We start from the raw sequence: 21,978 nt of genomic DNA on the forward strand, positions 1-21,978 counted from the left end.
ATTACTGAACCTTATTTGGCTCAAACTATTCTTAGCGCTATTCAAGATGATGCATTTTTTAAAGTTAAGGATGGCTATTTAAATGCCAATCTTGCCGTTGCGGTTACGGCGACAGAATTATCCGACTATCTCACTAATTTAGCTCATCGAAGTCAGGATTATAACTTTTGCCTAAAAATTGCTGAAACCCTCAAAACTGATAATTTAACCAAAGCGGCAAAAACAACTCTAGACGTTGAACGCATACTTTGGCCAGCAAAAATTATTGATGCTGATCTTCCTACCATAATCATTCCTATTCAACCGAAATGGGCAAAGGAATTATTCGATGAATACTTAGCTAATCAGTGTCTATTTAGATCGGAATCTGATCTGGCGCTAAAACGTGAACTGGTCTATTATCGAAGCCATCGAGGTAATGGTGGCTTAAAACCAGGGGTTCTTGGTAGAATTATCTGGTATGTAAGCTATAATAAAAATTATTGCGGCACAGGATACGTAAGAGCTTGCTCTAGACTTGATGAAGTAGTCGTAAACAAACCTAAAAATCTCCATCAACAGTTTCGCCGATTGGGTGTATATGAATTAGAAGATTTAATGAAGCTTACCAAAAATGATCCTAATAAAAAGCTGATGGCACTTCGATTTAGTGATACTGAACTTTTTAAAAATCCTATAGATTTGGCTGAAATTCAAGAAATACTTGGTAAGCGTTTAACACTTCAATCACCGTTGCGGATTGATAAGGAACAATTTACAATGATATATAGAGAAGGCACCCAAAATCAGTAGTGTTAACAATGCCCAATGTGTTGTTATTATCAATTCGTCCTAAATATGCTAGTCAATTATTCAATGGAACCAAAAAAATTGAACTTCGTCGGGTGCGTCCTCGATTAGAACCAGGGGATATTGTTGTGGTTTATGTCTCGGCTCCAGATAAAGTTTTATCGGGTTTTTTTGAAGTAGAAAACGTTATTCAAGACCGCCCGGATATCCTTTGGTATAAAGTAAAAGACAATGCTGGGATAGAAAAAAAAGATTTTAATGAGTATTATGAGGAAGCCGCCGTCGGTTATGGGATTTGCTTAAAACTCATAGAACATTTTGAGCCACCAGTAACCTTACAAGATTTGAGAGCAAAATGGGCTAACTTTAGACCTCCACAATCTTATCATTACTTGACGACTAGTCAATTTGAGCATCTTAAGTCTATTGTACAGAATAAAATGGAAATTATGTCAGAGCCTTATATCAATTAGCTAAATATTTGCTAAAAAGTTATTTTGGAATGGGTCATGGAGCATAGATAATGGATAATAGCAAGCCCATAACCCATTAGTGAGAATAAATGACTAACTAACAGTCTCTAATGTCTCAAACATGTTATCAGGGAAAAAATTAGGTGGATAGTATGGTAGGGGAGAATAAAGCTGAATTGGTCAGTCTATTTCAGGAATTTATCAGTTCATATCCCTACACACCGGTTGGGTTAAGTCACATGGCAACCTACAAAGAGCAGCGTCGCCTTTGGTGTCGTAATTTTGCAGTCATCTCTGCTATGGTGGACTCTGGAGAAGCTATAACAGAACCGATACTCTTTCAGCTATTCCCTGATAGAGAATTGGCGATTACGTTGAATAGTCAATATGGTGAGGGTGATGATTCATGGATACTAACTATTCCTAGAAAACGTGATAATTATTTAGAATTACGATTGCCATTAAAACTGAAATATCATCATAAATGGATACAAAGGTTAGTAGAACAGATTGGTTACGACATCCTTGAATTTGTTGGTTGCTGCACTAAGCATCCTAATCAGTTATCAGCAGCTTGTAATCAGTTTTATACAAGGGAATACTCTAAAGGTTTTCCGACGGAAATGCTGACGAATCTCCTCAATGGGCTCCAACCAGATAGGTTTCTGTTAATCAATGATAATTCTCGACAGGTGATCAATTATTTTGTTAATACATCCTACGGAAAGAGACTGACAGATTATCCAGCAGCAAATGCTGCTGGATTGAAGCTGATTAAAGCATTAGATAACACTATGCATCAACCGGGTGTACCAGTGCTCAGGGATAATGATTTATTCGATATGTTTTGCTACTGGTTAGTTGCGGTTAGAGGGTATAATTTTTCGGGTAAAGAGGAGGTGATCGAATTTACCTCTGATGCTTCAAGGATGAAGTTACCAGAGGAGTATACCCTAAGCGAATGTGCTAAAGATACTGGTTTTGATATAGCAGAGTTAGAGGCATGGATACGTGCTATTGAACGCAAAGGACAAGGAATTTTTTATGGCCCACCAGGTACAGGTAAAACCTATAGTGCTCAAAAAATTGCTAACCATTTAATCAGTGGAACTGATGGATTCACAGAACTTGTCCAATTCCATCCTGCCTATTCCTATGAAGACTTTATTCAAGGTATTCGTCCACAAAGTAAAAATGGGGAATTGAGATATCCTTTAGTTCCAGGCAGATTTATAGAATTCTGTAAGAAAGCTGAGTCTCGGCGAGGAATTTGTGTTCTAATCATCGATGAAATTAATCGTGCTAACCTCGCTAGTGTGTTTGGAGAATTATTGTATCTACTAGAGTACCGGGATCAAAAAATTCCCTTAGCTGGCAGTAATCAACTCTTCAGTATCCCGAAAAATGTTCGGATTATCGGTACTATGAACACAGCAGACCGTTCTATTGCTCTAGTTGATCAGGCATTTCGCCGTCGCTTCGCATTTATTCGGCTCTATCCCAACTATGAAATCCTAAGACGATATCACGAAACAACGGATTTTCCAGTGAATGGATTGATTAAGATACTCGAACAAATAAATAATGCGATCGCAGATCCTAACTACTCCCTGGGAATCTCCTTCTTTCTACTAGAAAATATAGCTGAGGAAATTGAAGATATCTGGCAAAGGGAAATTGAGCCATATCTAGAAGAATACTTTTTCGATCAACGAGACAAACTAGACCAATTTCGCTGGGACACTATAAAATTAAGAATTAAGAATTAAGAATTAAGAATTAAGAATTAAGAATCTAGCATTTCAAATACTTATGAAGTAAATTCAATGTTCTTACCCCTACTCCCTATTCCCTACTCCCTACTCCCTATTCCCTGTTCCCTGGGCGTAGCCCTATAACAAATGACTATAATCAAACTAACGGAGTATCAGCCAGATAAGATTCCACGCTACCAGATTTCAGAATCCGTAATCGATGAATTGCAGCAAAAATACAGCAATCAGGTAACAGTAAATCTTGAATACTCCAAAACCGGGGATTACTGGCAACTGACCTCTCAAGGATGGGTAGGTTATATTCCCCTAACCAATGAACTGAGCATCCAACTCCAGCCGAAAGTCCCCATAAACAATATTTTCGGAATGCTGGACTATGCTTATAACCTTAGAAGCTTTCAGATTCTAGAGGGGTTGATTGATTGTAAATCTCTAGAAGAATTTTACGATTACCTGGTCAGTATCCTCATTAATGGCATACGCGATCGCATTCGCCAAGGACTCTACCGCACCTACATCCCTACAACTGGTCAATTAGCATACCTTCGGGGGCGTTTGGATGTACAGCAAACTATCCAGAAGCCATGGGATATTAAACTTAACTGCCATTACGACCAACACACTAGTGACATCGAAGATAATCAGATTATCGCCTGGACACTCCACTGTATCTGTCGCACTGGTTTATATAGCGCTAAAGTAAGTTCCATGTTGCGCCAAGCCTATCATGCCCTACAAAACCTTGTCACCCTACAACCTTATAGCGCTAGGGATTGTATCGGACGAAACTATAATCGGCTCAATCAGAATTACCAAAGGTTACATGCTCTTTGCCGCTTTTTTCTCGAACACAGCGGACCAAGTCATCAAACAGGTAGTAATACCATGTTGCCCTTTCTAGTGAACATGGCAAAACTCTATGAACGCTTTGTGGCTGAATGGATAAAATCGCACTTACCCAGTGGCTTTGGCATTAAGATACTCGAAAGAGTAGACATCGACAAGACATTATATTTTTACATTGATATAGTACTCTACGAGGTGGCAACTGAGAAAACATGCTGCATTCTCGATACTAAGTATAAAATCCCTATTAGTCCATCTCGTGATGACTTTAACCAAGTAGTAATCTATGCCATCACACAAGATTGCCAAGAGGCAGTTTTAGTATATCCAGCTCCTTTAACTCAACCCCTTGATGTTAAAATTCGTGATATTCGAGTCCGCAGCTTGACGTTTTCTCTGGATGGGAATTTGGAAGAAGCTGGTGAACTATTCCTAAAGAAATTAACAGGATTTACTTAGAACTGGGAAGCACAGCCTACAGGTAGAGTGAGTAATGATTCCACAGACTTGATCTCATTGATCCTTGGCCAATTCCTCAATGCCCTGATGAATTACGATTGGTGTTCCCACAGAGGCCCAATCAAATAACCACTCAGCATGATCCACAGCTACATTCACACAGCCATGACTTACTGGGGTACCAAACTTACGATGCCAGTATGCCCCATGGATAGCATAGCCCCGGTGGTAATACATCGAATAAGGGACATTGGCCAGATCGTAATCTGCACCACGCATTCTGTCCTTGCGACGCTTGGATTGAATCGTGAATGTACCAGGATGGGTAGGTGTTGAATCTTTACCAGTAGAGACAATTATTGCATAAACCGGTTGTCTACCTTCCCAAGCAATCAGCCTTTGATTGGTTAGGTCTATCTCAATCCAGCGTTCTTCTGAATCTTGTAGTTCCATCACTCTGGTAGCGATTTGCTCACTCACAGGATTGGTCAACGCTGGTGTTGTCCAGACAGCCAAGGGGATTAGCATCAGTGGGAAACTGGCAAACAAGCTTCTTAAGGGATTTAGCCAGTGGAAAAACATATAACCTTAGCAGTCAATCAAACAAATCACCAACATCATAGCCTCAACTCAGAGAATGAGGGGCTAATCGTTGCTTTAGCTGTTTTGCTCGTTTTGCGATCGCATTCCAATTCCCCCCATCAATAAGGGATTTAGGAAACAAATTCCCAGAAAGACCGACTGCGATCGCTCCGATATTAATCAATTCCTGAGCATTGTCTATAGTAACACCACCAGTAGGGATTAACGGGATGTGACCCAGTGGACCAAGTAAGGATTTGATGTAACTAGCACCACCGACCGCCTGAATCGGAAACACCTTAACACAGCTAGCACCAGCATCCCAAGCTGTCACAATTTCTGTGGGGGAAAGTGCTCCGGGAACCACTGGCACCTTAGCAGCTACCGCTGCTTTAATAACTGCTGTATCTACATGGGGACTAAAGATAAACTGCGCTCCAACATCAATGGCCTGATGTAACTGAGATTGGTTTAATATCGTGCCAGTACCAATGATACAGTTGGGTAATTCTTTATGGAGCTGACTAATTAGCTCAGGAGCATCAGCGCTATTCCAGGTAATTTCAATTAACCGTATACCCCCAGTGGCTACCGTCTTAGCCATCTGCTCTCCTAGGGATTTCGAGGATGCTCGAATCACAGCAATTACTCGCTGCTGTTGTAATAGGTTTAACCAGTTATCAGTCCTCAATTCTAGTTACCATTAATTAAGCTCAACACCCTCGTGCGTTCCCGTAGCGTGACCTACGGTCAAATCGCATCTGGATAACTAGCAACTTGGGTTAATAAAATTTATATGACTATATATAGAAAATGAAAATACAAGATTGAGACATTATTTAGGAAGACTACATCGACGCACTCTGTGCTACTCTACATTTGAACAACCGATGCAGCAAGGTCTTGGGAGTCTCTCCCCACTCGCGCTTTACATCAATAAAATCTTGGATTTATTAATTAGGCTTCTTATTTATTATTTAATATATCATAAAATTCACCTTTATAGTTAAACCATTTCGATATTCAGCAACGCCCAATTTTGAGACAGTGTTTTTAAGTTTACTGAGCAATTGCGCTCTGAAGTAAGTTACGATGGTTTTATACTGGATTTAGGAAAGTTAATCTATGAGCCTAGTTTTGGAACGTGAGACACCTCCTCTGCGAGAAGATGAAACTGGAGCGATTCGAGTTGGAAATTCAAGGGTTTTGCTAGAGACTGTTATTCGATCGTTTCAAGATGGTGCATCCCCTGAGTCTATTGTGCATCGATACTCGACTCTATCTTCGTCCGATGTTTACAATACAATTGGCTACTACCTTCGACACAAAGATGCCGTAGAAACATACTTAAATCATAGAGAGCAGTTAGCTGAATCAGTGCAGCAAAGATTGTCTAGTATCCAACCTGATCTCAGCTCAATTCGTACCCGTTTGCTATCTCAGCAGAATCAGTATAAACGGTTATGCTGAGTTTGCTGAGCGATGAGAATTTCAACGGTGACATTGTTCGAGGGCTGTTTTCGCGTCAACCCAATCTTGACCTACTACGGGTTCAAGATGTTGGGTTGCGAGAAGTAGATGATCCAGCGATTCTAGCTTGGGCAGCAATTAATGGACGTATCCTTCTAACTCATGATCGTGCAACGATGCCAGATTTTGCCTACAACCGCCTAGTTTCAGGAGAGTCAATGGCGGGAATCTTTGTCGTCAATGATCGAATGCCAATTCGACAGGCAATTGATGAATTACTACTACTGATCGATTGTAGTGAGCAAGCAGAATGGAAGGAAATTGTGCTGTATTTGCCTTTGTGACCAATAATTAGTCACTGTACAATTTGCTAACTATTCGGAAATTCATGCTTAAAAGCCCGTGACGAGGATTGAACTCGTGACCTCACCCTTACCAAGGGTGTGCTCTACCACTGAGCCACACGGGCTAGATTTAAATTATTAGATTTACATTATTGGTTTGATTTAGCCTATTGTACTTTGGCCAAATTTACTCCGCCAAGGTATCAATTAATCAGCTTTTGATTTACCGACGCTAAACCAGTCATGGTAATTAGTCAACGGTTAAAATCAGCAAATTTTCTGCTGACTTATCAAAAGTATATTTAGGTTATATCCCAAACCATTGTGGTGGGCCGGGCTGGATTTGAACCAGCGTAGGCATAGCCAACGGATTTACAGTCCGCCCCCATTAACCACTCGGGCACCGACCCTTTTAGCTCACATTTATAAATGTTAGCACAGCTTTTAGGAATTGTCAATTTTTTAAGGAAATCGACCGGAATTAGCCAATGCTGTAAGCGTTGTGCAATGCCCACCAGATCAAAACGCTGATACTGCCCAAAACCACAATTGCTGAAATAACAACGGCTGTGGGGCTATCAGCTCCTTTGAACTTCATGATGCCACGATTGAGGTCTGACATAGTTTGTCGCTCCTGTTTGAGTTATCAGGGATCTAAGCCAACAAGTCGATTATAGCCAGGGCTAAATCAGGGGGAAATTTACCGATTAACCTTGGTATACTCAGCTTTGAGCGGTTATACTCGGCTTTTAAAGTGATCTCACTACTGAACACCTAGACAAAACTATAGGAAAAATTTATAAATTATATAGGATTTTCTTGTGAAAGTATTGCTATTAACCTTGGCAGTGCTAGTCAGTTCCTTGGTAGCGCTAGAGGTCGGTTTACGATGGCTGCTCGGCTTCGGTAATCCGCTGATTTATGTGGCAGATGAGGAAATTGGCTACTTGCTAGCCCCTAACCAAAGCACCAGACGGTTTGGCAACCGCATTGTCATTAATGAATATTCCATGCGCAGTGCCACCACCACTCCTCAGCCACCCCTATCCATGCTGCGGGTGTTCCTACTGGGGGATTCTGTTGCCAATGGGGCTTGGTGGACAGACCAAGACCAAACCATATCAGCACTGCTCCAATCTCAATTAGAACTATGGCTGACCAAAGACGTCTTACCAAGTCTAACCAAGGAGAAACCATTTGAAACAGTCGAAGTCCTTAATGCTTCTGCTAATTCTTGGGGACCACGAAATGAGTTAGCCTATCTACGACGCTTTGGCACCTTCAACGCCCATGTAGTGGTATTACTGATTAATACCGATGACTTGTTTGCTACAGCACCGACTTCTGTACAAGTGGGACGCGATCGCAATTATCCCAGCCAAAAACCCCTCCTAGCCATAGCCGAGATCTGGAGTCGCTATCTCCTGAGAGCACCAGCTATTCCTGAAATGGAAGCAGTCAGAGCGGAACCAGGAGACCGGGTTGGCTTTAATCTCAAGGCCATTGGGGAAATTAAGACCCTAACTGATGCTGCTGGAGCCAAGTTAGTCCTAGGGATGACCCCCCTACTCCGGGAAATTGGTACCAAAGGACCTCGTGACTATGAGTTAAAAGCCCGTAAACGCTTGAGTGACTTTACTCAAGAGCACAAAATTACTTATCTAGATTTTTTAGAAGTATTCAATAACACCGAAACACCAGAAATACTTTACCGTGACCACATTCACCTTAGCCCCCAAGGAAATCAGAAAGTCAGTGAAGTTATATCAGCTCAGGTAGCTTCATCAGTGATCAAACTTTTCAGGTAAATGGAAAAAGGGACAGGGGAAAAGGTTGATAGCAAATCCAGATTCAAGACCCCCTGTTCAAGTCAGTCTGCCTTGGCAGACTTTGTACTCTTCGAGAAGGCTTAACCTAGCTATAGCTGCGACTTTTAGTTGTCAGGGCTATAAGGGATGTATCAAAGCGGATTTGACTGATTTGTTCCTTACCCCCTTAGGCTCCTCCTAATGTCGGTCAGTTACGAGTGCAACTGACCCCTAAATTATCAACAAAAAGCCGTTAACAGGGAACTGTCATAACCGAAGTATGGAGTTTATGATTCCCATTATCTACGTTGTGCCAAACTTGACCATCAAGAGCCATCTGCTCAATCAAACTGGCCAAACGCAATGCTTTCAGCGCTTGTTCACCCCCGACAGAAGGTTGATTACCACCCCGTACACAATTGACAAAGTGTTCTAACTCAGCATGGAGTGGTTCAATGTTACTGGTATAAACCTTCTCAATCAAACCATCCTGTCGGTAAAGCACTTGACCATAGTCGGTCATATAATTGGCAGTGGTTTGCCGATGAATTAGAATCTCATTATTGAGGAAATCAGCTTCCGTTAGAGAATTTTTGCAATGGGCAGCGATGCGACGGATTTTTCGGTGTGTCACTTTACTGGCCGTGACAGTAGCAACAATACCATTGGCAAACCCCAAGGTAGCAGTGACGTAATCTAAATACCCGGAATCAGAAGCACGGCTGCCACTAGCGGTTAACCTTGTCACAGGTGAGGCTACCAATTCTAGTAATAGATCTATATCATGAATCATGAGATCCAAAACCACCGAGACATCATTGGCTCGGTCAGAGTAGGGACTCATGCGATGAGCTTCCACAGCCAGCAATTGTTCTGTCTTGAGAACTTTGCTCAGTTCCTGGAAAGCTGGGTTAAAACGTTCAATATGTCCAACTTGGAGAATACATTGGGACTCTGCTGCTGCATTTACTAACGATTCTGCCTCAGCAATACTAGCGGCAATCGGTTTTTCAATTAAGATATGCACTCCAGCTTGTAGACAAGTCATCCCGACTTCATGATGTAGACGGGTCGGCACTGCAATGCAAACCGCCTCTACATAGGGAAGAAGATCGTGATAATCTTCAAAAAAGCGAACACGGTACTTACTGGCAATATTTAAACCACGCTCGACGTTAATGTCTGCCACACCCACAATTTCAACGTCTTTGAGAAGACTCAAAACTCGGGCATGATGTTGTCCCATATTGCCAACGCCAATCACACCGATTTTGATTGGCTGCGGTAAGTTGCGCTGGACTTGATGATCTCGATGTCTTTGATAAGTACTATTCTGCACTCTTTTTTGCTCCTCCACCACTGGTAATAAGTCGATTTACTTAATCTAAGTCGCCTTAAACCATCCAGATAGTACCACAGCAACTATAAATGTGAAGAATTTCAAAGCTTTGTCCATCCCACTCAGGCTAAAAGAACCTTTAAAGCATGTGTTCTATACTTATTGTGGTTTGACGAAATATGGAACACTAACCCTATGTGTCAGTTTGTGGGTTGTCTGTTGACAGACCAATGAAATTATTAATTGGTAGTTGTAGTAACAGTGCAAAACGTTTGATTAGGCATTATCCTGATGAGACTTGTGATATCTGGTTGGATCATGTCTAAGAAAGTAATTGTGTTGTTATCTGGAGGTTTAGACTCTGCTACAGTTTTGTATCAATCAGTAGGAGACGGTTATGAGTGTTATGCCCTTTCCTTTGATTATCAGCAGCGACATCGACGAGAACTCAAATCAGCCTACGCAATTGCTACTGCAGCAGGTGTTAAGGAACATCAGGTAGTCAGGTTTGACTTACGGCAGTGGGGAGGTTCAGCGTTAACCGATGATAACCTTGACCTACCCAAGGAGCGTAGTCTAGAGCAGATGTCTCAAGAAATCCCCATTACCTACGTTCCAGCCCGTAACACGATTTTTCTGAGCTTTGGCTTATCCTATGCAGAAGCAATTGGTGCTGAGGGAGTCTATGTGGGTGTCAATGCCTTAGATTATTCTGGCTATCCAGATTGCCGTCCGGATTATATCCAAGCAATGCAGACAGCTTTTGATTTGGGGACGAAACAAGGTAGGGAGGGCAATGGAATTAAAATTGTCACTCCTCTGATTGACCTGAAGAAAACTGAAATTATCCAATTAGGCAATCAGCTGGGTGTCCCTTGGGAAAAAACCTGGTCATGCTACACAGGTAACGATCTAGCTTGTGGTGTTTGTGATGCTTGTCGGTTGCGATTGGCTGCCTTTGCTGAGTTGGGATTGGACGATCCACTTCCTTATCAGGAAGGCTGAGTGCCTCAGTGTGAAGGGTGCTGAGTAAGCTGATTAATCAGTGTTTTGGTAGAACAACAGGGATTTTCATTCCTGTTGGATACTAGGAGAATTGATTTAACCGATAGTTACGTCTGGCGTAGATACGGTAAACCCCTGTATCTGCCAGCAATAATTCTTGATCAATCACTAACTGGTAGCCTTTCCGTTGGAGTAACTTTGTGATCTGCTTTAGTTTTCTCCCTGCTGTAATCTGATCAACCTCCATGACAATTTGCTGAATTTTTTCCCAATCCTTTTCCTTGATGCCAGACAGGATATCTAACTGAGGTTGATCAGCATTAACTTTGAGTAAATCAATTTTTTCAATGTTATGTTGATGAATAATACTAGATATACTCTTTGAGTGCTTGGAAAGTCCAAAATTGAAGACTTTGGCATTGGAGCCATACAGTGATGCATTGATCTGCAACAGTTCAAAAACGTCTGGTAAGGCTTCAAAGGAGAATAGTCTGGCATTTTTACAAATTTGCTGGGCAAACAGGGTGAACATACCGATGTTTGCCCCTATATCAAAAATACAATCCCCATCATGGATAGTTATGCCATTTTTAATATAGGTCTGTTTTTCAAATATTTCTTGATATAATTCATCAGTTTCTTGCTCATTTTCATGGGCAATTACTAAATTATTTGGTAATTGGTAATCGTTATGATTGGCTAGCAATGCCTCGGCTTTAAGAATATCAAAATTGGTAGCTAACCCTAGGTTAGAGTCATTTGGTGATAATGGCTGATTGGCAGGAGACCTGATCCAGTCTTCAAAACTTGAGGAGATGACAGGGATGTCATTTTTTTTAGTAGATATTAGACTAGACTTATCAAGTATTTTTTCAACATGTTTATTAGATTTTGATAAGTCTATTTTAGATGGAATATTTATATCTTCCATCCATAGTTTAACAGATTTATTTAAGGGTTCTGCGGTCAGGGTAGCTGTTAGTTTAATAGTTATTTCAGATAGTTGATTTGCGTTTAATACCATAGGTAGTTTCGTTAACTATATTGATTAAACTGCCGATTAGTAATATCACTAACTAATTATAAGTAGTTATATCGATAGAAATATTACTGACTTACTTATAGTGTAGTAAAGCACCCTGATTGAAATTTAGTTAATTAAAGCAATTTTAAGTAATCTTAATTTAAAATTCATAAAAATCATAAAAATAAATCAATAAGACTATGGCGATATTATTTACCCTAATTTTTATGTTAATCCTCTTCTGAATCTAATCATTTCGACATAGATTTATATGGCAGTAAACTTAAGAGTAAATAAACCTTGAGCTATACAATATTGACTCATACATGTTAGTAATTGGTTGCCATTTTGGCAAAATTTTCAGTGATGAGGAAGGAGAGGCCGTGAGCTAGCACTGATTTTCGGGATACTCTGGGGGGTCAAACCGAGGTATATTTTATAACCGATAGGTTGAAATCAATTTAATAGGGTTACAGTTGACGCTTGACGCTTGAGTGTCAGGGATAAAAGCTCAAAAAAAAATTAAACTAGTGACCTCAAACAATCCAAAACGGAACTATCTAAGGAAATAGATATAGTGCGCGCATATTCAATATCTCAATATCTCAATTGATTTCAAACTACTGTTTAGGATACTTGTTTTATTTGCCAATCAAGTATATAATAGTGAATGGAAATCACATCAATTTTCATCCTAACTGTTAAAACTCTTCTTAATAACCAGGGTAACTGGTCTTTTCTTACCACTAAACGTAACTAGTTAGTAACGAGTCAGCAGTCAGCTCTCGGCTGTGGAGCTTCTCAAGATAGGTGTCCACAATAGCTCATGTCTTCCTTCCTGCTCAGATAGGTACTACGGAATTATTCTGATCAGCAAATTCAGCACCATGTCACCCACAGAGGCGCTTGTCGGGCAAAAGCGATGCAGCGCAGCCATTGAGGAGCAAGTGCGGTCTTGGGGAGGCAGCGCGGTCTTGGGGAGGCAGCGCGGTCTTGGGGGGGTGCCCACGGGGCTGGAGAGCGACTGCATCAAGACAATGTCACCAGAATCTAAGCAAAAATGTCACAAAGAGTACTCATCAAGGGTACCGTCAAGCATAAAACTTGCCAGCATACTAGATATATTAGTAAGCCCACCCACAACAGTCTTTTTCCCCGAGCTAGACTGTTTTACCCATCAAGGTGTAAGCTGAGCGGGAACTGGCAAGGGGTTCAGTCATTCATGTATAAAAGGTACAATAATTCCGCCGATGGCGGAGTATAACGACGAGTAAAGTAGAAAAAGACACAATACATGCAGATTTTCTTTCTGATCTGGTTGGGACAGCTAGTATCCCTTCTAGGGTCTAATCTTACCGAATTTGCTCTGGGTGTTTGGGCTTACCAGACTACTGGTTCAATCACCCAATTTGCCCTAATTTCTTTATTTATTCACCTACCCAATATTATTATCTCACCCATAGCTGGTACATTCGTAGACCGGTGGAATCGACGCTGGGCGATGATTCTCAGCGACTCCGTGGCAGGGGTTAGTACACTAGTGGTTATGGCTCTGGTGTTCTCCGGTAGCTTAGAAATCTGGCACATTTACCTAGCCGTGGCCATCACTTCAACCTTTAAGGCTTTCCAGTTGCCAGCCTATACAGCAGCTACGACTCAGCTGATGCCTCAAGAACATCTTAGCCGTGCTAATGGCATGATGCAAGCCTCTAGGGCAACTGCCAAGATTCTTGGACCGACATTGGCGGGTGTGCTCCTGGAGACCATCCACTTGCAGGGAATTCTATTAATAGACTTCACCACATTCATCTTTGCCCTAGCAACATTGCTAAGCGTTCAGATTCCCCATCTCCAGTCTAGCCATCACACTCATCAAAAGCAAGCCCACTTCTCTCAACTGCGCCAAGATATTGTAATAGGCTGGCGTTACATTGCCAAACGCCAAGGACTGCGAGGGTTGCTGATGTTCTTTGCCGTGGTCTACTTCAGTGTGGGTATTCTTCAGGTGTTGTTCTGGCCACTGGTGTTAAGTTTTGCCTCCAGTGCTGAACTTGGGGTCATTTTATCTATTGGCGGTTGTGGCATGTTGATTGGTAGCTTGGTCATGGCTACCTGGGGAGGACCCAAGCCCAGGATATACGGTATTTTTAGCTTTGTAATCCTGCAAGGCTTGTTCTTACTTTTAGGTGGGTGCCGCGCTTCTGTGAGCTTGGCTGCTCTTGGGGCTTTTGGTGTCTTATTTGCTCAACCCATTATCGTTAGCTGTAATCAGACTATCTGGCAGAACAAAGTCCCAGCTAATCTGCAAGGACGGGTCTTTGCCTTACAACTGGCTATCGAAAACTCCTTATTGATCCTTGCCCACATGCTAACCGGACCGTTAGTCGATCATGTTTTAGAACCGATGATGGCTACGGATGGATTGTTAGCAGGTAGTATTGGACATATCATTGGAGTTGGTCCAGGGCGTGGGATGGGCTTGCTGTTGCTGTTGATGGGATTGCTGAACATCCTGGCAAGCTTTATCGCTTATCGATATTCACCCATACGGCGAGTGGAAAAGGAACTGCCGGATGCTATTCACCCTAACTTAGGTTTGACTAGCTCCAGTAGTGTTTGATAGCAAATTCGCTTCAAAAACCCTCTTTATGATTCCAGCATTCTTTCTCCTGTTCTCCTGAAGCTCCTGAAGCTCCTAAAGCTCCTCACGCTTTTTGCTTAAAAAGGGGGTAATTAACCCGGATTTGCTATGAAACGTTATTAGATTTGCCTGATCTGTTTTGCTGATGATTTATGCAAAAATTGATCCATCCTCAATACTTTGGCTCTACAGATTAAACACGCTCTGAGTCTAATAGATTCTACTAACCTATGAAAATTGCTATTATCACCTCTGGATTCTTACCTGTCATTGATGGCGTAACAGTTAGTGGATTATCTAGGCTACAACGACTGAGTCAGTGGGGACACCAGGTGTTGTTATTTTGTCCTGACTACAGTGCGTTAGAAGATGTCTATCCCAATTGGCGAGATTATACTGGTCAAATCATGCCTGGAGTGAGAATCATCAATTTACCGAGTACTCCATTCATGGACTTAGATTTTGAGCGTCAGGTGCGTAGGAGTTCCTATTCAATCCTCCTCCAGGAATTAAAAAAATTCCAGCCCGATATTATTCATGTTGATGAACCAGAAAGACTGTTTTTTGGATTTTTTCGAGTGCCTGGGGTGGCTTTTGCTAAAAAGGCTGGTATTCCCTGTGTGAGTTTTTTTAGGACTAATTTTCTCGACTATGCCGAAGATTACTTTTCTCTACCGTCTTTGGTCGTCGCTGGAATTAAATTTATTTTTAAAACCATATTGCTTTCAGTGTATAATTCTTATGATGTCACCCTAGTGTCTAGTCGGATTACCCATAAAAAAATTATCGATCTAGGCATTAAAAACACCACTTATGCCAATTTACTTGGTTTTGATGCTAGTAAATTCTCTGCGGATTTACAAGAGGAACAGTTTTTTGATAAGAACTATGACCTTAGAGGGGTTGACAGTAAAGTTAAGTTAGTTTTCTTAGGTAGGTTAACTCCAGATAAGGGGTGGGAATTTACCCTAAATGCCTTTTCGCGAGTTGTACAAAAGGTCAACAGTGACCAAATCGCACTGATCATTGTTGGTGATGGTCCGATGCGGGATGAGATTGCTACCAGGTTAAGTAAGTTAACACCAAATAGTTACTTCCTCGGTAGAGTCCCACCGGAAAATGTTCCAGCTTTGTTGGTCAACAGTGATATTCATATCACAGCATCTGAGAAGGAGACTAGAGGGCTAACTATATTAGAAGCCTTCGCTGCTGGAATTCCTGTGCTCGCTCCTGAAGCAGGTGGGGTAGTGGAGAATATCCAAGACGGATTGAATGGCTTTTTGTTCACTCCCCAGAATCAGGAAGATTTCTCCGACAAGCTCAAAATATTAATTGAGAACCCAACGTTGCGACAGGAAATGGGTCGCAACGGTAGGGAGTGTGTTTCCCAATATGGTTGGGATGAGAGGGTTCAGAATTTAATCGGTATTTGGGAAAACCAGATTGCTCAGAAAACCCACTGATATCAAGTCCAGTTAATCACTAAAGAGAATAGCCTATCTCTTTTTGGTAATGGGTAATGGGTAATAGTTAATTGGTAATGGCCTATTACCAGCTAACGGATAGGATGAGCACTCCAATGGACTTAATATGATTCAGTGGGGTTCTCTGTTTGAGTTCTCCCTGGTTTGAAAACGCAGGGATTCTAGGCTGATGTCATTAGGCGGGTTAAAACCACGCTCCACAACGCTTACAATACTGACTAGAAAAAATCTAACCTGTACCGTTGCGGCAGACTCAAAACTGCCCTACCTCCCTCGGATTGACAAGAAGTCAATCTGTGGATTTACTTTTAATTTGAATAGCTTTCGGAGTGGTTGTACCAAACAAATCAGGGCAATAAATCACTACTTTTTGCTGCATTGCTTGCCTGTTCCTTGAGGAGTAGGATATACCCCGTCTCTTACTGGCTGGAATTTCACCGTACTAGCAAAATATCAACGCGACCAACCTTGTTCTTACTCGCTATTCTATTCTAACACGATGGCCGGGATAAATCCCGGTACGCTCGCTGCCCACTCAATAAATTAAGTGGCTAACTCTCGCTTGATGTTTCTGTGTTTAAGGTTTAATAGTAGTCGGTTTCTGGCTGTGGCATTGGTACCATCTCAAAGTTGGATGGGTCACGAAGATAGCGAGTGGCATCTTCTTCTAAACGGTAGATTATGTAGGATTCAAGGGTATTTGTGTGTTTTAAGGCAGAAAGATAGCCATCGATATATAGCCGCAATTCGTCGAAGCTATAACCTCGATTCCACAAATCGACTAGGGAGTCAGTAAGTTTTTGATAGCAGCGTATAGCTTGAGGATCTTGCAGCATAGTCTTAATAAATTTTGAGTATCAACACTAGCGGTATTGGCTCACTCAGTAGAAACTCCGATACGCCAACTTATTTTAAGTTTAGCAAAACTAGCAAGTCCTCGATAGTTTTCTCAATTATTTGTTATGTTAGCTAGACTAAATTGCATTTTATATGATATAATCTAAAACTGTGAATTAAAAATACTGGTGACTTAAAATTTTTCCTATTGTCCCTTTGTTCCTCTGACCTGGTCTATTTCGTGTCCCTAGGAAGTCCTATTTGAAAAACCCAAGCCACTATCAGTCTGATCAGTAGCACTTGTTACAGAATGTTGATGTTGCTTTTGCTACAATTAAATCCCAACGGCTAAGGCTAAGAGGACTTTGAAGTGCCGTGGGTTCAGTTAGAATTCAGATTATTGAAGGAAACCCTCATTTGCGATCGCTTCTAGGGTCACACCTGAAGAAATCCGGCTATGGGGTATATCAATCACAAAATCTTGATCAAGCCAAGGAAGAGTTTCACCATCGCCAACCAACTCTGGTTATCCTAGACTCTGATTTACCAGACAGCGATGGGGTTGAGTTCTGCTGCTGGCTTCAGCAACAGCGAAAATCTCTAATTTTAATGTTGTCTGCTCGTAATAGTGAAAGAGATATCGTCACTGGTCTTAAAGCTGGGGCAGACGATTACCTGACCAAGCCTTTTGGTATACAGGAATTTATGGCACGGGTGGAAGCCCTAATCCGTCGCCTCCGTATTACGGTGGCTCCCCTGTCTCTGGACTACGGTGATCTCAAAATTGATTTAGTCCAGCGTCGTGTCCGCTTTAAAGAAGAGTTTATTGACCTGACTCCCCAAGAATTTAGTTTGCTATATGTACTCGCCCAAGCAGAGGGAATGGCTTTGAGTCGCTCTGAATTATTGCGCCGCGCTTGGCCCAATGCTATTGACAATCCACGCACTATCGATACCCACGTCCTTGCCCTGCGCAAAAAAATAGAAACCGATCCTCGACAACCCAGTATTATTCAAACGGTTCGTAATGTTGGCTATCGCTTTAATCAAGGGATAAATGAGAATGATCTAAAATCTGGGACAGAATTGGCAACCCACAAGATTTATTAATGGTTAATTAAGCATTAACCAACAACCATTAACCATTAAATTCTAATCAACCAGCGTCGTTGATACATCCCATAAAGAATCAACCACCACAACAGTACATTCACTATGGCAAAGATCAAAGAACCATTCATGGCTCCAGCCCAGGACCGAAACAGATTCTCATAAATCCAAGTATAGGTACTCACAGCATTATCACCTGTCCCTACCTTAGTTCGATACAGGATACGAACTACTAAACCAGATGCTACAAACAGAAAAATTGCGTTTAACCCCATCACTTTTAAGGGCCATCCCCATCGGCGAAATCCCCGCACTTCAATAAATTCATAACAAGCAGCAAGTAACAGCATCGACCAACCAGCAGCAAAGACGACATAGGAACTTGTCCATAGCTGCTTGTTAATTGGGAACCAAAAATCCCAAACCCAGCCTAAACCAAGACAACCTACACCAAATAGTACTAATCCCAAACTAGTACGGGACTGTATCGGTTGATGGCGTAGCCAATCCCCAACGAAATAGCCAGCTAAGACAGTTACTACCGCCGGTAAGGTGCTAAACAGTCCTTCTGGATCAAATTGAGCTTGTTTATATAAATGGTTTGTTCCCAATACCATACGGTCGATATAGGCAGCAAAATTCCCTTCCGGTGTGAGATTACCAGCACCATAATCAGGAACTGGCACTAAAGACATCGCTGCCCAGTACCCTAACAAAACTATTCCGGTCAGTACCCACAAACCCCGTCGTCTTAGATTTAGCACTGCTACAGCACTAAGGAGATAGGCAAGACTAATGCGCTGCAAGACACCCATAATCCGAAGAGTATCCCAGTCGTAAGTCGGAAAACCATTGAGCAGTAAGCCTAGGGCAAATAGAATGGCACATCGCCTGCCAATACGCCAATACCCTTGGGATACGGATTGGTTGTTATTGGTGTACTTGACTAAGGAAAAAGCCATTGCTACACCAGCAATAAATAAAAAGGCAGGAAATACTAAGTCTGTGGGTGTAAAACCATGCCACTTAGCGTGAAGTAAGGGGGGATAGACATAAGACCAACTTCCTGGATTGTTGACTAGAATCATGCTAGCCATGGCAATACCTCGAAAGACATCAAGAGAGGTTAGACGCATGATAGGCAAGAGGCAATAGACAATAGGCATGCTAGCAATAGGCATGCTAGCAATAGGCATGCTAGCAATAGTGAAAAAATTCTGTATACCTGATAGTTATCAAAAACGCTGTAATTGGTAATTGGTAATTTATAATAACTAATGATTACGCCCACTCTTGAGATGCTTTAGCTTCTGCTTGTACTAATCTCTCTCGCAACTGTTGCCAATTAATCTGCTCAGCTGGACTGTCTTGGAGTAACTGAGTATCTTGCAAATACAATAGTCGATTACAAAATAACTCAGCCATATCTAGCTGATGATTGACCATCAAAATTGTGATCTGCTCCTTTCGGGCTAAATCGGTAAATACCCTGATCACCTGAGAGGCTATACCAGCATCTAAGGCTGAGGTTGGCTCATCGAGTAACACTATCCTTGGTTGGACAACTAGTGCTCGTGCGATCGCAACCAATTGCCGTTGTCCCAAAGACAGTTGTAACTCTGTACGCTCTAACCACTCGGCTGGGATGCGCAGTCTCTCTCGAATCCCTTGTGTCCGTTGTGCAATCGCTTTTTTTGGCAACTGTTGCAATACCAACGGATAAGCTAGAGCCTCCTGAACGGTCATCCCTAACAGTTTTGGTTCTTGAGGTACCAGCATTACTTGTCGGCGCAATTCTAGGACAGGGATATTCCGGATGTTCTGATTATCTAGGTAAATATTCCCCTGGGTAGACTCACTGAGTCGGTTCAACAGGCGCAACAAAGAGGTTTTACCCGCACCGGATGGTCCAATCACGCTGATGCGATCGCATTGGCTGACCTCGAAAGAAATATCCGTTAATATAGGTATCCCAGCCGCTTTCCCCTTGGTTGAAAGGGTCAGGCTTACCTGTTTGAGCTGCAACAAGGGATTAGTCAATCACTTCGCTCCAATTCAAAATTATCAATGTTTTAGCTCTCAGCTCTCAGCTCTCAGCTCTCAGCTCTCAGCTCTCAGCTAATGGGCTACAGATGGTGCTACAGATAGTGCTTTTATAGCGCTACGCGCAAGTCAGCAAGGTTATTGCGTCAAAAGTCAAAAGTAAGGGATTACTTACGTTTCGGAGTTTAGGAGCGATGCAGCGCCGCCAAAGGGGGTTTCCCCCACTCGCGCTTTGCATCAAGACAATGTCAAACATCTTAATGCGTAGTGCTATAGTACCTCAAGTACCGTGCGCGTAGCCCATAGGCTGATAGCTGATAACTGATAGCTGTTCGCGTAGCGTGCGCGTAGCGCATTAGCTGAATGCTTACCCATTAATACACTGTCATCAATAAATTAAACCCTGATTGATAGCTGTGGTTATTGTCCAGGTATCTACAAGTAATAGCAAGAGGGTGAATCCAAACAAAATTAGATACATCCAAGGCTGGGCTAGGGGACGAATATCGGTGGTATCTATACCGGTATAGTTTTGTACTAACTTAACTAAGCGATTAAATCCCACTACTCGCATTGGCAGCAAGTAAGCTTGGTCAGAAGACTGACTAATGAAATAGTAAACAAGCCCTCCTTGACCTGTGGTGCGCATTTTTAAGTCTTTCACCTCTTTCCAGTGTAATTGCCAACCTTTGCGAAAGAATCGGGGCACCCAATTGGGATAAGCCACCTGAATTTTTTCCTCATCTACAATCACCTGTTCGCTTAAAGCTCCATAGAGGGCGATAAATCCTAAGCTAATTCCTATCCACAGGACTATTGGCGATACTGGAGTCGATGATACTTTAGCTAAAAACGGTAATGGTATCAACAGCGCCCAATAAAATGTGATTAGGGTAATCCGAATTATAGGAGAGATCCTAAATACAGAAGGGATATCCTGTTTAGTTTCAGCTTTAGTTTCAGATGCTGTTTCTTGATTTTGTAACATAATTAACAAGGCTTGAATAAGGGAATAGGTAAAAAATCCTGTGTACCTAATAGCTATGATAAAGTTATATCAACTTAAAATTATATAGTCGATTGAGCGCATCAAAACTAATAGCCGAGAAAAAATTACCCCACAGGCAAGGTGGGGTGTGGCTCTATTTAATTAATTGGGCAACTGTTGACTAAACTCATCTAAAGAATTCACAGTTAATGCTATGGCGATTAACTCGTCTAATTGTTCGAGACTTAAGGCTTCCATTTTCCGGGATATATCTAAAGGAATATCTCTAAATCGCAAGTTAAGGATGCGTTCTAAACTCCGTAGACGTTCTTGTTGGATTCCTTCTTGTAAAATTTCCTGATACCAGGGTGATTCACGTAATACTGTCATATCCCACCTCATGATTTGTTGAATTAATGGTATCTCTAAGACGAAGCTAGCGAAAAAAGCTAACAATGGTTCTAGTTGATTCAAAGTTTGATCCGCTCGTAGTGCCTGCACTGCTGAGCGCAATTTCGATTCACTACCACCTCCTTTTAAAATAGGTACAAATGGAAATAGGGTAGGGAATGATATTTTAACTCGTTCAGGAGTACCGATATTAACTTCCCTGGAAATTGTTCGAGATACTTCTGGTAATCAAGTAGTTGCTAATGCCATTGATTCAGCCAAGGACGAGGTACAACAAGGAGGAGTAATTAGTCTGGCATTACAAAAATATGACGTGTTTCCACCAATGGCAATTCAAATGATTAGTATCGGTGAAGAAACTGGTGAACTAGATGCCATGTTAATGAAAGTTGCCGATTTTTATGAAGATGAAGTGGAACAAGCTGTGAAAGCTCTAACTAGTATTTTAGAGCCACTGATGATTGTGGTACTTGGGGGTATGGTTGGTACTATTTTGCTCGCTATGTATCTACCCATGTTTAAGGTATTTGAAGAGTTGGGATAAATAGTT

20 protein-coding genes, 2 tRNA genes and 3 pseudogenes are annotated in these 21,978 nt (G+C 41.8%); 13 read left to right on the top strand and 12 right to left on the bottom strand.

Features of this window, described 5'->3' with window-relative positions; all coding sequences use genetic code 11:
- From F6K52_RS01690 to F6K52_RS01705, 4 genes and pseudogenes are all read left to right on the top strand, one after another.
- Nucleotides 1-792 (top strand): annotated as a pseudogene (locus tag F6K52_RS01690) (N-acetyltransferase); the annotation flags it as partial.
- Nucleotides 793-800: 8 nt separating this feature from the next.
- Nucleotides 801-1,262: an ASCH domain-containing protein gene (locus tag F6K52_RS01695; RefSeq protein WP_293073081.1), complete on the top strand. Its 462-nt coding sequence runs from the start codon at nucleotides 801-803 to the stop codon at nucleotides 1,260-1,262.
- Nucleotides 1,263-1,414: 152 nt separating this feature from the next.
- Entirely contained in the window at nucleotides 1,415-3,031 is a 1,617-nt protein-coding gene (locus F6K52_RS01700) for an AAA family ATPase (RefSeq protein ID WP_293073315.1), read from the top strand.
- Nucleotides 3,032-3,163: 132 nt separating this feature from the next.
- Nucleotides 3,164-4,342, top strand: a complete 1,179-nt coding sequence (locus F6K52_RS01705; protein WP_293073084.1) for a restriction endonuclease — start codon at nucleotides 3,164-3,166, stop codon at nucleotides 4,340-4,342.
- 54 nt (nucleotides 4,343-4,396) lie between these two features.
- Here the strand turns inward: F6K52_RS01705 and F6K52_RS01710 are convergent, their stop codons facing one another.
- Both F6K52_RS01710 and F6K52_RS01715 read right to left on the bottom strand, forming a co-directional pair.
- Nucleotides 4,397-4,870: a L,D-transpeptidase gene (locus F6K52_RS01710; protein ID WP_293073087.1), complete on the bottom strand. Its 474-nt coding sequence runs from the start codon at nucleotides 4,868-4,870 to the stop codon at nucleotides 4,397-4,399.
- A gap of 97 nt (nucleotides 4,871-4,967) precedes the next feature.
- Nucleotides 4,968-5,615 (bottom strand): bifunctional 4-hydroxy-2-oxoglutarate aldolase/2-dehydro-3-deoxy-phosphogluconate aldolase, encoded by a 648-nt coding sequence (locus tag F6K52_RS01715; protein ID WP_293073090.1) that lies wholly within the window; start codon nucleotides 5,613-5,615, stop codon nucleotides 4,968-4,970.
- A 115-nt stretch (nucleotides 5,616-5,730) separates the two neighbouring features.
- Here F6K52_RS01715 and F6K52_RS01720 point away from each other — a divergent pair.
- From F6K52_RS01720 to F6K52_RS01730, 3 genes and pseudogenes are all read left to right on the top strand, one after another.
- Nucleotides 5,731-5,934 (top strand): annotated as a pseudogene (locus F6K52_RS01720) (hypothetical protein); the annotation flags it as partial.
- A 115-nt stretch (nucleotides 5,935-6,049) separates the two neighbouring features.
- Nucleotides 6,050-6,394, top strand: coding sequence for a DUF433 domain-containing protein (locus tag F6K52_RS01725; protein WP_293073093.1), 345 nt, complete (start codon nucleotides 6,050-6,052; stop codon nucleotides 6,392-6,394).
- The gene (locus tag F6K52_RS01730) at nucleotides 6,388-6,738 is read left to right on the top strand and encodes a DUF5615 family PIN-like protein (RefSeq protein WP_293073096.1); all 351 of its coding nucleotides are present in this window, start codon (nucleotides 6,388-6,390) and stop codon (nucleotides 6,736-6,738) included. Before F6K52_RS01725 ends, F6K52_RS01730 begins: the two co-directional genes overlap by 7 nt.
- 53 nt (nucleotides 6,739-6,791) lie before the next feature.
- On the opposite strand, the gene F6K52_RS01735 is transcribed toward F6K52_RS01730, so the two are convergent.
- The 3 genes from F6K52_RS01735 to F6K52_RS01745 form a co-directional block, all read right to left on the bottom strand.
- Nucleotides 6,792-6,863, bottom strand: a tRNA-Thr gene (locus F6K52_RS01735).
- 200 nt (nucleotides 6,864-7,063) lie between these two features.
- Nucleotides 7,064-7,148 (bottom strand) — tRNA-Tyr (locus F6K52_RS01740).
- Nucleotides 7,149-7,219: 71 nt separating this feature from the next.
- Complete coding sequence (locus F6K52_RS01745) at nucleotides 7,220-7,360, bottom strand: hypothetical protein (protein ID WP_293073099.1); 141 nt, start codon at nucleotides 7,358-7,360, stop codon at nucleotides 7,220-7,222.
- A gap of 199 nt (nucleotides 7,361-7,559) precedes the next feature.
- Here F6K52_RS01745 and F6K52_RS01750 point away from each other — a divergent pair, with 199 nt between their 5' ends.
- On the top strand, nucleotides 7,560-8,546 hold the full coding sequence (locus tag F6K52_RS01750; RefSeq protein ID WP_293073102.1) for an SGNH/GDSL hydrolase family protein: 987 nt from the start codon (nucleotides 7,560-7,562) through the stop codon (nucleotides 8,544-8,546).
- Between the two features lie 253 nt (nucleotides 8,547-8,799).
- Here F6K52_RS01750 and F6K52_RS01755 read toward each other — a convergent pair whose 3' ends face one another.
- Nucleotides 8,800-9,885, bottom strand: a complete 1,086-nt coding sequence (locus tag F6K52_RS01755) for a Gfo/Idh/MocA family oxidoreductase (RefSeq protein WP_293073105.1) — start codon at nucleotides 9,883-9,885, stop codon at nucleotides 8,800-8,802.
- A gap of 318 nt (nucleotides 9,886-10,203) precedes the next feature.
- On the opposite strand from F6K52_RS01755, the gene queC reads away from it, so the two are divergent.
- On the top strand, nucleotides 10,204-10,890 hold the full coding sequence (gene queC, locus F6K52_RS01760) for a 7-cyano-7-deazaguanine synthase QueC (protein ID WP_293073108.1): 687 nt from the start codon (nucleotides 10,204-10,206) through the stop codon (nucleotides 10,888-10,890).
- Between the two features lie 82 nt (nucleotides 10,891-10,972).
- Here the strand turns inward: queC and F6K52_RS01765 are convergent, their stop codons facing one another.
- Nucleotides 10,973-11,914 (bottom strand): FkbM family methyltransferase, encoded by a 942-nt coding sequence (locus F6K52_RS01765; protein ID WP_293073111.1) that lies wholly within the window; start codon nucleotides 11,912-11,914, stop codon nucleotides 10,973-10,975.
- 1,294 nt (nucleotides 11,915-13,208) lie between these two features.
- Here F6K52_RS01765 and F6K52_RS01770 point away from each other — a divergent pair.
- Entirely contained in the window at nucleotides 13,209-14,534 is a 1,326-nt protein-coding gene (locus F6K52_RS01770) for an MFS transporter (protein ID WP_293073114.1), read from the top strand.
- 251 nt (nucleotides 14,535-14,785) lie between these two features.
- On the top strand, nucleotides 14,786-16,018 hold the full coding sequence (locus tag F6K52_RS01775; protein ID WP_293073117.1) for a glycosyltransferase: 1,233 nt from the start codon (nucleotides 14,786-14,788) through the stop codon (nucleotides 16,016-16,018).
- Between the two features lie 605 nt (nucleotides 16,019-16,623).
- Here F6K52_RS01775 and F6K52_RS01780 read toward each other — a convergent pair.
- Nucleotides 16,624-16,875, bottom strand: coding sequence for a DUF6761 family protein (locus F6K52_RS01780; protein ID WP_293073121.1), 252 nt, complete (start codon nucleotides 16,873-16,875; stop codon nucleotides 16,624-16,626).
- A gap of 376 nt (nucleotides 16,876-17,251) precedes the next feature.
- Here F6K52_RS01780 and F6K52_RS01785 point away from each other — a divergent pair, with 376 nt between their 5' ends.
- Nucleotides 17,252-17,986: a response regulator transcription factor gene (locus F6K52_RS01785; RefSeq protein ID WP_293073124.1), complete on the top strand. Its 735-nt coding sequence runs from the start codon at nucleotides 17,252-17,254 to the stop codon at nucleotides 17,984-17,986.
- A gap of 35 nt (nucleotides 17,987-18,021) precedes the next feature.
- On the opposite strand, the gene F6K52_RS01790 is transcribed toward F6K52_RS01785, so the two are convergent.
- From F6K52_RS01790 to F6K52_RS01805, 4 genes are all read right to left on the bottom strand, one after another.
- A complete protein-coding gene (locus tag F6K52_RS01790) occupies nucleotides 18,022-19,122 on the bottom strand; it encodes a heparan-alpha-glucosaminide N-acetyltransferase domain-containing protein (RefSeq protein WP_293073318.1) in 1,101 nt (366 codons plus the stop codon).
- 145 nt (nucleotides 19,123-19,267) lie between these two features.
- Complete coding sequence (locus F6K52_RS01795) at nucleotides 19,268-20,026, bottom strand: ATP-binding cassette domain-containing protein (RefSeq protein WP_293073127.1); 759 nt, start codon at nucleotides 20,024-20,026, stop codon at nucleotides 19,268-19,270.
- A 391-nt stretch (nucleotides 20,027-20,417) separates the two neighbouring features.
- Complete coding sequence (locus F6K52_RS01800) at nucleotides 20,418-21,017, bottom strand: hypothetical protein (RefSeq protein ID WP_293073130.1); 600 nt, start codon at nucleotides 21,015-21,017, stop codon at nucleotides 20,418-20,420.
- A 162-nt stretch (nucleotides 21,018-21,179) separates the two neighbouring features.
- Entirely contained in the window at nucleotides 21,180-21,491 is a 312-nt protein-coding gene (locus tag F6K52_RS01805; protein WP_293073132.1) for a DUF4351 domain-containing protein, read from the bottom strand.
- Between the two features lie 103 nt (nucleotides 21,492-21,594).
- Between F6K52_RS01805 and F6K52_RS01810 the strand changes: the two are divergent.
- Nucleotides 21,595-21,972, top strand: a pseudogene (locus F6K52_RS01810) (type II secretion system F family protein); the annotation flags it as partial.
- Nucleotides 21,973-21,978: the final 6 nt, after the last annotated feature.

This window comes from Moorena sp. SIO3H5 (assembly GCF_010692395.1).
GTDB lineage: Bacteria > Cyanobacteriota > Cyanobacteriia > Cyanobacteriales > Coleofasciculaceae > Moorena.